The 13,268-nt window shown below is 70.0% G+C and carries 19 protein-coding genes; 14 read left to right on the top strand and 5 right to left on the bottom strand.

Features of this window, described 5'->3' with window-relative positions; genetic code table 11:
* Window positions 1–286: OST-HTH/LOTUS domain-containing protein (locus QQJ79_RS12990; RefSeq protein WP_284223346.1), on the top strand; the 286-nt coding region annotated here is incomplete at its 5' end.
* Here QQJ79_RS12990 and QQJ79_RS12985 read toward each other — a convergent pair.
* Window positions 283–1,407 (bottom strand): zinc-dependent alcohol dehydrogenase family protein, encoded by a 1,125-nt coding sequence (locus QQJ79_RS12985; RefSeq protein WP_284223345.1) that lies wholly within the window; start codon window positions 1,405–1,407, stop codon window positions 283–285. The genes QQJ79_RS12990 and QQJ79_RS12985 overlap by 4 nt on opposite strands.
* Before the next feature lie 135 nt (window positions 1,408–1,542).
* On the opposite strand from QQJ79_RS12985, the gene QQJ79_RS12980 reads away from it, so the two are divergent.
* Window positions 1,543–1,980 carry an acyl-CoA thioesterase gene (locus QQJ79_RS12980; protein WP_284223344.1) on the top strand — a complete coding sequence of 146 codons (438 nt, stop codon included), beginning with the start codon at window positions 1,543–1,545 and terminating at the stop codon, window positions 1,978–1,980.
* Window positions 1,981–2,024: 44 nt separating this feature from the next.
* Here the strand turns inward: QQJ79_RS12980 and QQJ79_RS12975 are convergent, their stop codons facing one another.
* Complete coding sequence (locus QQJ79_RS12975) at window positions 2,025–2,225, bottom strand: hypothetical protein (protein WP_284223343.1); 201 nt, start codon at window positions 2,223–2,225, stop codon at window positions 2,025–2,027.
* A 212-nt stretch (window positions 2,226–2,437) separates the two neighbouring features.
* Here QQJ79_RS12975 and QQJ79_RS12970 point away from each other — a divergent pair, with 212 nt between their 5' ends.
* Both QQJ79_RS12970 and QQJ79_RS12965 read left to right on the top strand, forming a co-directional pair.
* Window positions 2,438–3,211, top strand: coding sequence for a YebC/PmpR family DNA-binding transcriptional regulator (locus QQJ79_RS12970; protein ID WP_284223342.1), 774 nt, complete (start codon window positions 2,438–2,440; stop codon window positions 3,209–3,211).
* A gap of 87 nt (window positions 3,212–3,298) precedes the next feature.
* Complete coding sequence (locus QQJ79_RS12965) at window positions 3,299–3,769, top strand: energy transducer TonB (protein ID WP_284223341.1); 471 nt, start codon at window positions 3,299–3,301, stop codon at window positions 3,767–3,769.
* Window positions 3,770–3,794: 25 nt separating this feature from the next.
* Here the strand turns inward: QQJ79_RS12965 and QQJ79_RS12960 are convergent, their stop codons facing one another.
* A complete protein-coding gene (locus tag QQJ79_RS12960) occupies window positions 3,795–4,019 on the bottom strand; it encodes a hypothetical protein (protein WP_284223340.1) in 225 nt (74 codons plus the stop codon).
* Between the two features lie 57 nt (window positions 4,020–4,076).
* On the bottom strand, window positions 4,077–5,585 hold the full coding sequence (locus QQJ79_RS12955; protein ID WP_284223339.1) for a M20/M25/M40 family metallo-hydrolase: 1,509 nt from the start codon (window positions 5,583–5,585) through the stop codon (window positions 4,077–4,079).
* Between the two features lie 177 nt (window positions 5,586–5,762).
* Between QQJ79_RS12955 and QQJ79_RS12950 the strand changes: the two genes are divergently transcribed.
* The 5 genes from QQJ79_RS12950 (at window position 5,763) to ruvB (ending at window position 9,128) form a co-directional block, all read left to right on the top strand.
* Entirely contained in the window at window positions 5,763–6,158 is a 396-nt protein-coding gene (locus QQJ79_RS12950) for a cupin domain-containing protein (RefSeq protein ID WP_284223338.1), read from the top strand.
* 75 nt (window positions 6,159–6,233) lie between these two features.
* The gene (locus QQJ79_RS12945) at window positions 6,234–6,920 is read left to right on the top strand and encodes an MgtC/SapB family protein (RefSeq protein ID WP_284223337.1); all 687 of its coding nucleotides are present in this window, start codon (window positions 6,234–6,236) and stop codon (window positions 6,918–6,920) included.
* A gap of 47 nt (window positions 6,921–6,967) precedes the next feature.
* Window positions 6,968–7,483 carry a crossover junction endodeoxyribonuclease RuvC gene (ruvC, locus tag QQJ79_RS12940; protein ID WP_284223336.1) on the top strand — a complete coding sequence of 172 codons (516 nt, stop codon included), beginning with the start codon at window positions 6,968–6,970 and terminating at the stop codon, window positions 7,481–7,483.
* Window positions 7,480–8,097, top strand: coding sequence for a Holliday junction branch migration protein RuvA (gene ruvA, locus QQJ79_RS12935; protein WP_284223335.1), 618 nt, complete (start codon window positions 7,480–7,482; stop codon window positions 8,095–8,097). Before ruvC ends, ruvA begins: the two co-directional genes overlap by 4 nt.
* On the top strand, window positions 8,094–9,128 hold the full coding sequence (gene ruvB / locus QQJ79_RS12930) for a Holliday junction branch migration DNA helicase RuvB (RefSeq protein ID WP_284223334.1): 1,035 nt from the start codon (window positions 8,094–8,096) through the stop codon (window positions 9,126–9,128). Before ruvA ends, ruvB begins: the two co-directional genes overlap by 4 nt.
* 3 nt (window positions 9,129–9,131) lie before the next feature.
* Here ruvB and QQJ79_RS12925 read toward each other — a convergent pair whose 3' ends face one another.
* Window positions 9,132–10,670, bottom strand: a complete 1,539-nt coding sequence (locus QQJ79_RS12925) for a serine hydrolase domain-containing protein (protein WP_284223333.1) — start codon at window positions 10,668–10,670, stop codon at window positions 9,132–9,134.
* Between the two features lie 90 nt (window positions 10,671–10,760).
* On the opposite strand from QQJ79_RS12925, the gene QQJ79_RS12920 reads away from it, so the two are divergent.
* From QQJ79_RS12920 to QQJ79_RS12900, 5 genes are all read left to right on the top strand, one after another.
* Window positions 10,761–11,168: a hypothetical protein gene (locus QQJ79_RS12920; RefSeq protein ID WP_284223332.1), complete on the top strand. Its 408-nt coding sequence runs from the start codon at window positions 10,761–10,763 to the stop codon at window positions 11,166–11,168.
* Complete coding sequence (ybgC, locus tag QQJ79_RS12915; RefSeq protein ID WP_284223331.1) at window positions 11,165–11,620, top strand: tol-pal system-associated acyl-CoA thioesterase; 456 nt, start codon at window positions 11,165–11,167, stop codon at window positions 11,618–11,620. The genes QQJ79_RS12920 and ybgC overlap by 4 nt, the downstream gene beginning before the upstream one ends.
* A gap of 130 nt (window positions 11,621–11,750) precedes the next feature.
* Window positions 11,751–12,479 carry a protein TolQ gene (tolQ, locus tag QQJ79_RS12910; protein WP_284223330.1) on the top strand — a complete coding sequence of 243 codons (729 nt, stop codon included), beginning with the start codon at window positions 11,751–11,753 and terminating at the stop codon, window positions 12,477–12,479.
* 2 nt (window positions 12,480–12,481) lie between these two features.
* A complete protein-coding gene (locus QQJ79_RS12905; RefSeq protein WP_284223329.1) occupies window positions 12,482–12,949 on the top strand; it encodes an ExbD/TolR family protein in 468 nt (155 codons plus the stop codon).
* A gap of 4 nt (window positions 12,950–12,953) precedes the next feature.
* A partial coding sequence (locus tag QQJ79_RS12900) for a hypothetical protein (RefSeq protein ID WP_284223328.1) occupies window positions 12,954–13,268 on the top strand: 315 nt, incomplete at its 3' end.

The following is a 13,268-nucleotide window of genomic DNA, read 5'->3' as shown; positions in this document are numbered from 1 at the left end:
CGGGCGCGCGGCCGTGGCGGCGGCCTCGGCGCCGGCGGCTCCGGGCAAGCGCAAGCCGGTCGAGGCGGCGCGCCTGATCGCCACGGTGATCGCCGACATGGACGAGGACGGCGACGGCTGGGTCACGGTCAGCGGCCTCGGCGACCGGCTGAGGAACGCCTATCCCGACTTCGACCAGCGCACCTACGGCCACGCCAAACTGTCCGACCTGATCCGTGCGACGGGCCGGTTCGAGGTGCAGACCGGCGCCGCCGGCGGGGCCATGCGCATCCGCGACAAGGCCTAGAAGGTCACGACCGTCCGCACCGCGCGGCCGTCGGCCAGACCGTCGAAGGCGGCGTTGATCCCGTCCAGTCCGATCGTCCCGCTGAGCAGCCGGTCGACCGGCAGCCGCCCCTGCCGGAACAGGGCGACGTAGCGGGGGATGTCGCGGGAGGGGACGCAGGTGCCGATGTAGGACCCTTTCAGGGTCCGCTCCTCGGCCACCAGCTGGACGATATTGACCGCCAGCGCCGCCTCGGGCGGGGGCAGGCCGGCGGTGACCGTGGTCCCGCCGCGCCGCGTCATCCGCCACGCCGCCTCCAGGGCCGCGACCGAGCCGGCCATCTCGAATGTGAACTCCGCTCCGCCGCCGGTCAGGGCCCGGACCTGGTCGACGGCGTCCGGGTCGGCGGCGTTGACGGTCTGGACCGGCCCCAGCGAACGGGCCAGGGCCAGCTTGTCCTCGCTCAGGTCCACGGCGATCACCGGCCCGGCCCCCGCGGCCAGCGCCCCCAGCACCGAGGACAGGCCGACGCCGCCGAGGCCGACCACGACCACGCTCTGGCCCGCCTTGACCCGCGCCGTGTTCACCACCGCGCCCACGCCGGTCAGCACGGCGCAGCCGAACAGGGCGGCGTGTTCGAACGGCAGGTCGCGGTCGACCTTCACCAACGAGCGGCGCGACACCACCGCGTCGCCCGCGAACGCCGAACAGCCGAGATGGTGATTGAGGTCGCCGTCGCCGTCATGGAGTCGCCGTCCGCCGGCCAGCAGTTCACCCTTGCCGTTGGCCGCGGCGCCGGGTTCGCACAGGGCGGGGCGGCCGCCGGCGCAGGGATCGCAGTGGCCGCAGCTGGGCATGAAGACCATGACGACGTGGTCGCCGACCTCCAGATCGGTCACGCCGGGGCCCAGCGCCTCGACCACCCCCGCCGCCTCATGGCCCAGCGCCATGGGCAGCGGCCGGGGCCGGTCGCCGTTGATGACGCTGAGATCGGAATGGCACAGGCCGGCTGCCTTGATCGCCACCAGCACCTCGTCGCGCCCCGGCGGATCGAGCGTCACCGTCTCGAGCGACAGCGGCCGGCTGTCCGCATAGGGGCGGGCGGCGCCCATGGTCCGGAGAACGGCGGCGATGGTCTTCATGACGGGAGGCTAGGCGCTTGACGCCGCGTCCGCCAAGCCCAAGGCTGGAAACAGGCGCGCCGAGACGCGCGGAATCAAAACGCGCTCAAGCAGCGAGCGACCGCGTCGCGAGCGTAGCGCCCAGAGGGAGACTTCATGACCGGGACGATCGAACGGACGAAGCGGGGCGACTATCGCCGGTTCCAGGCCATATCCACGCGCTGGATGGACAATGACGTCTACGGCCATGTGAACAATGTCGTCTATTATTCGTGGTTCGACACGGCGGTGAACCGGCTGCTGGTCGTCAACGGCCTGATCGACATCCACGACGGCAAGACCATCGGCCTGGTGGTCGAGACGGGCTGCCGCTATTTCTCCCCGACCGCCTTCCCGGACGAGATCGAGGCCGGGGTACGGGTCGCGCACGTCGGCACCTCATCGGTCCGCTACGAGATCGGCCTGTTCCGCAACAAGGAGCAGGAGGCTGCGGCCGTGGGCTATTTCGTCCACGTCTATGTCGACCGCGATTCGAAGCGGCCGGTGCCGGTGGACGAGAAGATGCGCGGGTTTCTGGAGAGCCTGAAGACCTGATGCCGGCGTTCTCCCTCCTCATCAGGGGAGGAGAACAGTCTTTCTCAGTCGTCGAGCCGGCCCATCAGCGCCAGCGCGCCCACCGCGGTCAGCACGCCGAGAGCGAAGGCGGCGACGATGGCGCCGGTGGCGACGGCGGTCGGGACGGTGACGGCGCGCGCCTCGTACCATTCGACGATGTCGGCGTTGTCCAGGTCATCCTCGGCATAGGCTTCGGCATCGTAGAGGACATCTTCGGCGGTCATGGATCGGGCTCCGTCGGGTTCGCTTGCGGAATGCCCCGCAAGCCTTGCGGTTCCTGCCCTGATTGTCGCCCCGCGGTCAAAAGCCTGCGCCTTCCGGCAGCGACCCGCCGCCCTTCGGGTCGGCCCGAGGCGGGCGACGTCGTGACAGTCTCGCCGCCATCGGCTAGATGCCCGGCTCCGACTTTTCATGCTCTCAGCAAGACGACCCACACATGGCCGGCCACTCGAAATACAAGAACATCATGCACCGCAAGGGACGCGCCGATGCGCAGCGGTCCAAGCTGTTCTCCAAACTGTCGCGCGACATCACCGTCGCCGCCAAGCTGGGCATGCCCGATCCGGCGATGAACCCGCGCCTGCGCCTGGCCGTGAACAACGCCAAGGCCGAGAGCCTGCCGCGCGACGTGATCCAGCGCGCCATCAACAAGGCCGCCGGCGGCGACGTCGATACGATGGAAGAGGTCCGCTACGAGGGCCGGGGCCCGGGGGGCGTGGGCATTATCGTTGAGGCCCTGACCGACAACCGCAACCGGGCCAATTCCAACATCCGTTCGTGCTTCACCAAGAACGGCGGCCAGCTCGGCGAGATGAACTCGGTCGCCTTCATGTGGAACCGCGTCGGACGGATCATCTACCCGGCCGAGGCCGGGACCGAGGACGCCGTCATGGAGGCCGCCATCGAGGCCGGCGCCCAGGACGTCGAGAGCGATCTGGTCAAGCCCGACATCTACGAGGACGCGCCCGGCCACACCATCTGGACGACGTTCGAGGACCTGAACGAAGTGGCCGAGGCCCTGTCGAAAATCCTCGGCGACGCCAAATCCACGGCCCTGGTCTGGCGGCCGCAGACCGAGGTTCCGGTCACGGGCGAGGCGGTCGGTACCCTGATGAAGCTGCTCGATGCGCTGGACGCCGAGGACGACGTCCAGAACGTCTATTCGAACGAGGACATCTCGGACGAGGACATGGCGAAGTACGCGGGCTGAATGGGGCCGTGGAATCCAGCGCCGCCCGAACCTGAGGCGCCGGAGCCGAAGCGGCGGGATTCCCGGGCAAGGCGCCTGCTGCTGATTGTGGCGCTGATCGCCCTCGTGGCATTTCTGGCCCTGTATGTCGTCGGCGCGAGATTCACGCTCAGGGAAGTCACCTACGACGAGCATTCTGTCGACCTGGAGATCATCGAGCCGCTTCCGCCGCCCGTCGCCCAGCCTGCCGTTCCGCCGCCGCCAAAATCATCAACCGGGCCAAACGGCGAGATGTTGAGACACCCTGAATGGGTGAAGCAACCCGCGCCGGACTTTCCGGCGCTGGCCATGCGCCGCGGCGTCGAACAAGGGGCTGTGGTGCTTCGCTGCGAGACCCTGGCGACGGGGCAGTTCGGAGCGTGCGAGGCGCTCAGCGAGATCCCGGCCGGCGCCGGTTTGGCCGAGGCGGCGCTGGCGGCGACCCGTCAGGCCCGTGTCAGGCCCTACAGTATCGACGGGTTTGAAACGGACAGCGAAGTCACCTTCACTGTCCGGTTCCGCATGGCGCCGGAACCGTAACGGCCCGGGTCAGGCGTCCGGGAATTCAGGCGAAGGCGCGCGGTTTGTCCTCGACCCAGGCCTCGGCGGGGGAGCGGACCGGGCGGCCGGGGCGGCGCAGGCGGATCAGGCGGTGCAGGGCGTCGGCGAGATCCAGCAACTGTTCGTCCGACAGCCTGGCGCTGGTCCGCAGTATCTCGGTCCGCAGGGCGGCGAAATGGCTCGGATGCAGCCCGCTTCCCGGCCGGCGCAATTCAGTCGGATCAGGCATAACGTCGGTCTCCGCGATGTTCCTGAATGCGCGGAGGCTGTGTCCGGTTCCCGACAGTCAGGGGCGGGCCGTGTAGGCCTTGACCAGATCGAACAGGAAATCCCGGCCCTCGTAGAGCGACCGGACCCGGATACGCTCGTTCAGGCCGTGCGCCCCGCCGCCGTCGGGGTCCGCGAACATGCCGGTGACGCCGTAGGTCGGTATGCCGGCCGCGTTGATGAACCGGCCGTCGGTGGCCCCCGTCGACATGGTCGGCACGACCGGCACGCCGGGCCACATCCGGCCGGCGATCTCGCGGATCGGATCGATGATGGCCGGGCTCAGGACCGGCGGCTTCGAGCTCGGATCGGGCGCGCCGAGCGGGGTGATGGAGATGGCCGCATTGTTCAGGATCCGCGCAATCTCGGCCCGGGTCTCCTCGATGGTGTGGCCGGGGAGGATGCGGCAGTTGACGTTGGCGGTGACGCGCTGGGGCTGGGCGTTGGGGGCGTGGCCGCCGTCGATCAGGGTGGGAATGCAGGTCGTGCGCATGGTCGCGTTCCAGACCGGATTGGCCTCCGACAGCCGCGCCGCCGCGGCCGGGTCGGGCGTGTCGGTCGCCGTCAGGGCGCGAAGGTCGGCGGCGTACTGCGGCGAGGCATCCGCGACTGCGGCGAAATAGGCGCGGGTGACGGGGTTCAGCTCGAGGGCGAAGTCGTGATCCCCCAGCGCGGCCAGCGCCCGCGACATGGCGGCGATGGCGTTGTCCTTGCGCGGCCGGGCGCTGTGGCCGCCGGGGTTGGTCAGTTCGAGGGTGTAGTCCTGATACAGCTTCTCGCCCGCCTGGACGTTCAGGGCGATGCGGTTTCCCTCGGCGTCCAGCTGGCCGCCGGCGCCCTCGTTGAGGGCGAAGCCGGCCTGGAGCGCGTCCGGGTGTTCGCGCAACAGCCATTCGACGCCGTTCCAGGTGTCAGCCGTCTCTTCGCCGCAGGTCAGGGCGATCTTGATGTCGCGGCGCGGGACAAAGCCCTGGGCCTTCAGTCGGATCAGGGCATCAACCCAGACGGCGGCCTGCGCTTTGTCATCGGTGGCGCCGCGGGCGTAGAAATAGCCGTCTTCCTCGATCAGGGTGAAGGGATCGCGGGTCCAGTCGGCCCGGTTCGCCTCGACCACGTCGATGTGGGCCAGCAGCAGCATGGGGGCGGCCGACGGGTCGGAGCCGCGAAGGACGGCGGACAGGTTCCCATCCCTGGGCCGGTCGGCCGGCGCCAGCACGCGCACGTCGGCGGCGGGATAGCCCGCGGCCAGCAGGCGCGCGGCCATGCGCTCGGACGCGAGGGTGCAGCTGCCTTCCGAAAGGGTGGTGTTGGTCTCGACCAGCTCTTCATAGAGGTCGCGGAAGGCGGCCTGATCGGGACGGAGGGGCGTCGTCTGCGCCTCGGCCCGGGATGCGTCGAAGGCGAAGATCGCGACGACGATCGGCGCGACCACGATCGAGGTCGCCCCGTGCCTCCGCAGGGTGTTCGCCACCGCCCCCACGGCTCGCCGCGCCATGGCCTCAAGCATCGCCCCGCCTGAACTCGACATCGCTTTTCCCCCGGTTCGGCGGCGACGCTAGCCCGGAAAGGGCCCGGGCGGAACAGCGGACCCGCGCAACCGTTGCCGTGGCATGGAGCGGACATCGGCGGGCGAGGGCCCGCTTGATCCGCACCGCCGGAATGCCGATCTCACAACTGCCCTCATCCCCCTCCCGAAGGATTTCCCATGCAAGGCTTCGTCGACAACATCGAGACCCTGACGACCGAAAACACAGACTTCCGGCGCGTGCTCTACACCGGCAAATATCTGCAGCTGGTGCTGATGGCCCTGAAGCCGGGCGAGGAGATCGGCGAGGAGGTCCACGAGGACCATGACCAGTTCTTCCGCGTCGAGAGCGGCGCCGGCGAGGTCCTGATCGACGGCAAGCGCACGCCGATCAAGGACGACGACGCCATCATCGTGCCCGCCGGGGCCCGGCACAATGTGATCAACACCGGCGACGCGCCCCTGACCCTCTACACCATCTATGGTCCCCCCGATCACAGGGACGGCGTGGTCCGCGCCACCAAGGCCGAGGCCGAGGCGAAGGAAGAGCATTTCGACGGCAAGACCACCGAATAGGTCGCGGTCCTTGATCGATACGCTCCGCCGGGACTAGGCTGAAGATTCGTCAGTTATCGGAGCGATTTTACACAAATGGATTGGGATCTGGTGTGGCCGGTCCTGGCGGCCATGACGGCCGGCGGGTTGATCGGGGTCGAGCGGACCTATCACGGGCATCCGGCCGGGTTTCGCACGCATATCCTCGTGTGCCTGACCTCCTGCCTGCTGATGCTGGCGGCCATGCACCAGTCGACCTGGGCCTTCACCGCCCTGCCGGGGCAGACGGTGGTGATCGACCCGACGCGGATGTCGCACGGCCTGTTGACCGGCATCGGCTTCCTCTGCGCGGGGGTGATCTTCCGCGAGGGTTTCTCGGTGCACGGCCTGACCACGGCGGCGTCGCTGTGGGTCACCTCGGCCATCGGGGTGCTGTACGGCGTGGGGATGATGGAGCTGGCGCTGATCGGCTCCGGCGCGACCCTCGCGGTTCTGGCGGTGCTGCGCCTGCTCGACGCCAAACTGCCGCACGTCGGGGTGATGGACGTGGTCCTGAGCTGGAAGCGGGGCGAGGCGCCCACCGGCCTGGCCGTTCGCGATCTGCTGCGCCGCAAGGGGGTGAAGGTGGTGCGTCTGGGCCATGTCATGAGCCACGGCGGCGCCATCCACGAGCATCATCTCAAGGTGAAGGGGCAGGTCCCGATCGATGTCGACGGTCTCGTGACCCTGCTGGGCGCCGAGGCCGGCCTCGCGGGCTTTTCGATACTGCCGCGCGAGGAGTGACGACCGGTCATTGTTCGTCAACCTCGTTTGAGGCATGAATGGAACGAATGACGAACGAAGCGACTCGAATCCTGGGGCTGGACCCCGGTCTGCGCCGCACCGGCTGGGGCGTGGTGGCGGCGGAGGGGTCGCGCCTGCGCTGGATCGCCCACGGCGTCATCACCCCGCCCGAGGTCGCGCCCCTCAGCGAACGGCTGCTGTTCCTGCTCGAGGCCGTGGGCCAGGTCTGCGTCGACCAGGACTGCGACGAGGCGGCCATCGAGGAGGTGTTCGTCAATATGAACCCGGTCTCGACCCTGAAGCTGGGCCATGCCCGCGCGGCGGTGATGCTGGCCCCGGCGCGGCACGGGCTGAGCGTGGCGGAGTATTCGCCGAACCTGATCAAGAAGGCGGTGGTCGGCGCCGGCCATGCCGACAAGACCCAGATCGCCTTCATGGTGAAGCGGCTCCTGCCCGCCGCGGGCGATGTGAAGGCCGACGCGGCCGACGCGCTGGCCGTCGCCATCACCCATGCGCAGATGCGCAAACGGGCGCTGCTGACCGTTCTGGGAGGGGCCGCATGATCGGCCGGCTCAGGGGCGTGCTGGCCGAGGTCGAGGCGGATCATTGCCTGATCGACTGCTCGGGCGTCGGCTATGTCGTCTTCTGCGGCGCCCGCACCCTGCAGCGCCTGCCGGCCCCGGGCGACGAGGCCACCCTGCAGATCGAATCCACCTTCAACGCCGAGAGCGGTCCGCGGCTGTACGGCTTCCTGACCCGCGACGAGCGCCGCGCCTTCCTGACCCTCAACGGCATCCAGGGGGTCGGCCCCAAGGCGGCGCTCAGCGTGCTGGACGTCCTGCCGCCCGGCGAGCTGGCGGCGGCGGTGGCGCGCGAGGACAAGGCGGCGGTGGCGCGGGCCAACGGCGTCGGGCCCAAGCTGGCCCTGCGCATCGTCACCGAACTGAAGGGCAAGCCGCTGGGGGACGCGTCCTTCACCCCCTCGGGCCCCGGCGTCCAGTCGGATCTCGCCCCGCCGGCGCCCAGCGTCACGGGCGAGGCCGTCTCGGCCCTGCTGGGTCTGGGCGTGGCCGAGGTCAACGCCCGCCGGGCCGTCGATCAGGCGCTGATCCGGCTGGGGGATGAAGCCGATCTGTCGGCGGTCATCCGCGCGGCCCTTCAGGAGCTCGGGCGGTGAGCGATGATCGGATCATTTCGGGCGCCCCCGCTCCCGGCGAAGGCCACGACCGCGCCCTGCGCCCGCAGACCCTGTCCGAATTCGTCGGCCAGGAGCAGGCCAAGGGCAACCTCAAGGTCTTCATCGACGCCGCCCGCGGCCGCGGCGAGTCGCTCGACCACGTCCTGCTGTTCGGCCCCCCCGGCCTTGGCAAGACCACCCTGGCGCAGATCGTGGCGCGCGAGCTCGGCGTCGGCTTCCGCGCCACCTCCGGGCCGATCCTGGCCAAGGCGGGCGATCTCGCCGCCATACTGACCAATCTCGAACCGCGCGACGTGCTGTTCATTGATGAGATTCACCGGCTGGCCCCGACGGTGGAGGAGATCCTCTATCCCGCCATGGAGGACCATGTGCTGGACCTGATCATCGGCGAGGGGCCGTCGGCGCGTTCGGTGCGGATCGACCTGGCGCCCTTCACGCTGGTCGGGGCGACGACGCGGGCGGGGCTGCTGGCCACGCCGCTGAGGGACCGGTTCGGCATTCCGCTGCGGCTGGAATTCTACACGCCGGAGGAGCTGGTTAGGGTCATCACCGGGGCGGCGCGCAAGATGGGGGTGGCGGTCAATGACGAGGGCGCGCGCGAGATCGCCAGCCGCTCACGCGGGACGCCGCGCGTGGCCGGGCGGCTGCTGCGCCGGGTGCGGGATTTCGCCGAGGCCGAGGGCTCGCCCGTGATCGACCGGCTGGCGGCGGCGCGGGCGCTGAGCCGGCTGGAGGTCGACGAGGCGGGTCTGGACAGTCTCGACCGCCGCTTCCTAAAGGCCCTGATCGAGAACTACGGCGGCGGCCCCGTCGGCATGGACACTCTCGCCGCCGCCATCGCCGAGGCGCGCGACTCCGTCGAGGACGTGATCGAGCCCTATCTGCTGCAACAGGGCTTCATCCAGCGCACCCCGCGCGGTCGGATGGCGTGCGCGAGGGCCTATGCGCATCTGGGGCTGGCCGAGCCGCCGAAGCCCGCCGGGGCGGGGCAGGCGGCCCTGTTCGACTGACGACTACGGCGCGGGGGCAGGCGTCGGCGTGAAGCGGAAATTCAGCGCCTGAATGGTCACCGGCGTGGTCGGGGCCAGCAGCAGGCGGCCCTCGATCACGCCCTTGTCGCAGGTCCATCGGAAGGTTCCGGACAGGGCGCCCGTCGCGGTGTTCGGCGCGTCGGCCGCGCAGGCCCCGGCGTCGGTCCTGAGCACGCCCAGCACCGTGCGCCAGTTCTCCACCGAACGATCCATGAGGAAATTCATCGCCAGCCGGTCGCGGGCGACCGACACGTCCCCGGCGGACCAGATGCGGCCGAGGTCGGCGTAGCGTTCGGCGAGGATGTCGCTGGTCGCCAGCGGCCGGACCGGGGCCAGGCCGGCGCGGACGAGCGTCGAGGCGGCCTCGATCAGCGGGGCCGAGGGGCCGGCGTAGGTGCGGTTGGCGAAGGCGAACAGGCCGGTCCGCCGGTCCGGCATCAGGATCATGTAGGAGCCGTAGCCGGGATAGCCGCCGCCATGGGCCAGGAAGGCGCCGAGCTCGCAGTCGGTATTGGCCTGCAGGCCCATGCCATAGGCGCCGGCGCCGGGGCAGGGCTGGCCGTCGGCGCCCGTGCGGCTGCGCGACGAGACGAAGTTCGACCCCTGGGCCATTTCGCGCACGGTCGAACGGCGGACCGGACCGGTCTCGGGGTCGTCGCGGGCGGGCCAGGCCGACAGCAGGAAGGCGATCCAGCGGGCGTAGTCCTCGGCCGTCGTCTGGACCCCGCCCATGGAGCCGAAGACGCCGTGCCGCATGTCGGGCTCTCGCGACCAGGCGTCGTTCTCCCAGCGGTAGCCGAGCGCGCGGCGCTCCTGCGGCGAGGCGAAGACGTCATAGCCGCTGGAGGCCATGCCCAGCGGCCGCATGATCTCGGCCTCGATGTACTGGTCGTAGGGTCGACCGGAGACATTGGAGACGATCCGGCCGAGCAGGGCGTAGCCGAAGTTGGAATATTCGAACGCCGTCTGCGGCGCGCGGGTGAAGGGCACGCCGTCGGTCAGCATGCGGGTGAACTCCGCCTCGGTGAGGACCTGCTGCCGGTCGCCCCACGGATCGTCGGTGACGAAACCGCCGGTGTGGTTGAGCAGGTCGCGGACCCGGATGCGCGGCGAGTCGGCCGTGGGATAGGTCCAGCCCCGCATCTCCGGCACATGGGTCTCGGCCAGGTCGTCGAGCGAGAGTTTGCCCTCGTCGCGCAGCTTGAGGATCGCCAGGGCGGTGAAGGCCTTGGACATGGAGGCGATGCGGAACAGGGTGTCGGGCGTCACCGCGGGGCCGTCGACCGTGCGGACCCCTGCCGTGCGCAGGTGGATGATCCGGCCGTCCTGCACCACGCCATAGACCAGCCCGGGGGCATGGGCGTTGGCCTGCCAGCGGTCGAAGGCCGCGTCGATGACCGGGATCGCCTCCAGCAGCGTCGACGGCGCCGGAGCCGGAACGGGAGCGGGCGTCTGCGCCCGCAGCGGGACGGCGGTCCCCAGAGTCAGGACCACAGCCAAGGCCAGAGCGTTGCGTCGCATCATCCCCTCCGTTTGCAGACGCAAGGCCTAGCATCGGTATCGCGACGCTCCAATCCATCGCCGGGCTTCACCTGTCGCCCGAACCCCGGCATGGTCGCACCTCAGGGAGGCCGCATGGCGCGACGGGCGATACGAACCGACAGACTGATCGCCGTCCTGGGCGTGGCGGTGATCGTCCTCGGCGGGCTGGCGCTGTGGTTCGTCACCCAGGGCTCGGGCGGGGGCTTCACCGAGGAGCCGGCCTCGCGCCGCGTGCTGCGGCAGGCCCGCGAGCAGCTGGGACGGACGGCCGAGGTCCAGTTGATCGAGCCGGGACGGGGCCGCGTGGTCTGCGGCTACATCGCCGCCGAACGGGGCGGACGGGCCGTCGGCTTCATCTCGCGTCCCAATCGCATGCTGCTGAGCCAGGATCCGCTGAACGGCGAGTTCCGCGCCATGATCGCCGCCGACTGCCCGGGCTTCCCGGAGCCGCCCGCCGGGAGCGTTGTGGTCGATTGAATCAGCCCGACACCCCCACCGCCGGCCGTTTCGAGGGTCGCGAGCACCGCCTGCCGATCCGGGTCTATTACGAGGACACCGACTTCACCGGTCTGGTCTATCACGCCAACTATGTCCGCTATTTCGAGCGGGGGCGGTCCGACTGCCTGCGGCTGATGGGGATCGGCCACGCCGAACTGCTGGATGGCGACCGGCCAATGGCCTTCGTGGTCTCGAAAATGGGGCTGCGCTTTCTCAAACCCGCCCGGATCGACGACCAGCTGGTGGTGCGCACCCACTATGACGCCGTGACGGGTCCGCGCCTGTTGATCTCACAGGCCATCACACGCGGCGACGACGTGCTGTGCCGGGCCGAGGTCGAGGTAGTCTGCATCCACATGGACGGGCGGCCGCGCCGGCCAACCCGGGCCCTCATCGACAAGATCGGGCCGTGGCTGGCGCGCGAAGCTTGACCATTTCGCCCGCCTGCTGCGTGCAGACAGGTGACGCCGCAGCCACACCTCGCTAGACCCGGCTCAAACCGCCACACAACCGCCACGCCCGTCCGGTGCACAGTGGACGGACAGACGGAAGGACGCCTGAATGACCACCGCCGCCGAAGCCTCGATGATCAACCCGGTGATGCTCTTCATGGAGGCCGACATCGTCGTGCAGGCGATCATGATCGGCCTGACGATCGCCTCGCTCTGGTCCTGGGCCGTGATCATCGACAAGGCCATGCGCTTCAGCGCGCTGAACCGCCAGGCCAACACTTTCGAGGACGCCGTCGGCTCGGGCCGGCCGCTTGAGGACATCGCCGCCCAGGCCGGGCCGAATCCGGCGCATCCGCTGCCGCGCATGCTGGTCATCGCCCTGGCGGACTGGCGCGAGGCTCGGACGCGCGGGCCGCTGACCGAGAACCAGGCCAATCTGTTGATGTCGCGCATCGACCGCGCGCTCGACAGCCTGATCGCCCGCGAGGGCCAGCGGGTCGAGAACGGTCTGGGCGTGCTGTCGGTGGTGGCGACGTCCTCGCCCTTCATCGGCCTGTTCGGCACGGTCTGGGGCATCATGAACGCCTTCGGGGCCATCGCCTCGTCGGGCAACACCAATCTGGCGACCGTGGCGCCGGCGATCTCCGAGGCCCTGTTCGCCACGGCCCTGGGTCTGGCCGCGGCCATCCCGGCCTATATCGCCTACAACAAGTTCTCGATCGACGCGGGCAAGTTCACCGGCCGGCTTGAGAGCTTCGCCGACGACCTGCAGGCCGCCGTGGCGCGCCGTCTGGGCGGGCCGTCCAGCGCCGCGCCGCAGCCGACCCGGGAGCTCTGAGCATGGCCCTCGCGGGAGGCGGCGGCGGAGGCCACGTCCGGGGCCGCAGGCGGCCGCGCAAACGGCCCCTGAGCGAAATCAACGTCACGCCGCTGGTCGATGTGATGCTGGTGCTGCTCATCATCTTCATGATCTCGGCGCCGTTGCTGAACGTGGCCGTGCCGGTCGAACTGCCCAAGACGGACGCCAGCGCGGTCGACGCCTCGGACGATCCGGTGGTCATCTCGATCAAGCGCGACGGGGCCATCTATGTCGGCGAAGGCGAGGTCAGCTTCGACCGTCTGGTGCTGACCGTGGCCGAGGCCGCCGGTCCCGACGGCCGTGAGAAGGCCGTGTCCGTGCGCGGCGACGGCCGGGCGCCCTACCAGGCCGTGGCCCGGGTCATGGCGCGGCTGTCCTCGGCCGGCTTCACCAAGCTGAACCTGATCACCGACACCGCCGGCGGCGCCCCGACGGACGTGGAGGGCTGACGGCTTGGAGCGGCCCGGGTCCTCGCTGCTTGCCTCCATCGCCGTCCATGCGGCGGTGGTTCTGGCTGTGGTGGGCTACGGCCTGCTGGGCTTCACGCGCGAGCCGCTGAACGTCGAAAGCGCCGTGCCCGTGTCGATCATCTCCGAGACCGTCATCGAGGCCGCCGCGGCCGACAACCCGGACGACGAACTGGTCACCGAGGACGCCGCCACCGCGCCGGTCGCCCCGACGCCGCCTGAGCCGGTTCCGCCCGAACCGCTGCCCGCTCCGCCGCGGCCGACTCCGGCGCCGGCTCCGGTCAAGAAGGCCACGCCGCCG

It is taken from the genome of Brevundimonas denitrificans, assembly GCF_030160755.1.
Taxonomy (GTDB): domain Bacteria; phylum Pseudomonadota; class Alphaproteobacteria; order Caulobacterales; family Caulobacteraceae; genus Brevundimonas; species Brevundimonas denitrificans.
This window is presented reverse-complemented; position numbering and strand designations above follow the sequence as displayed.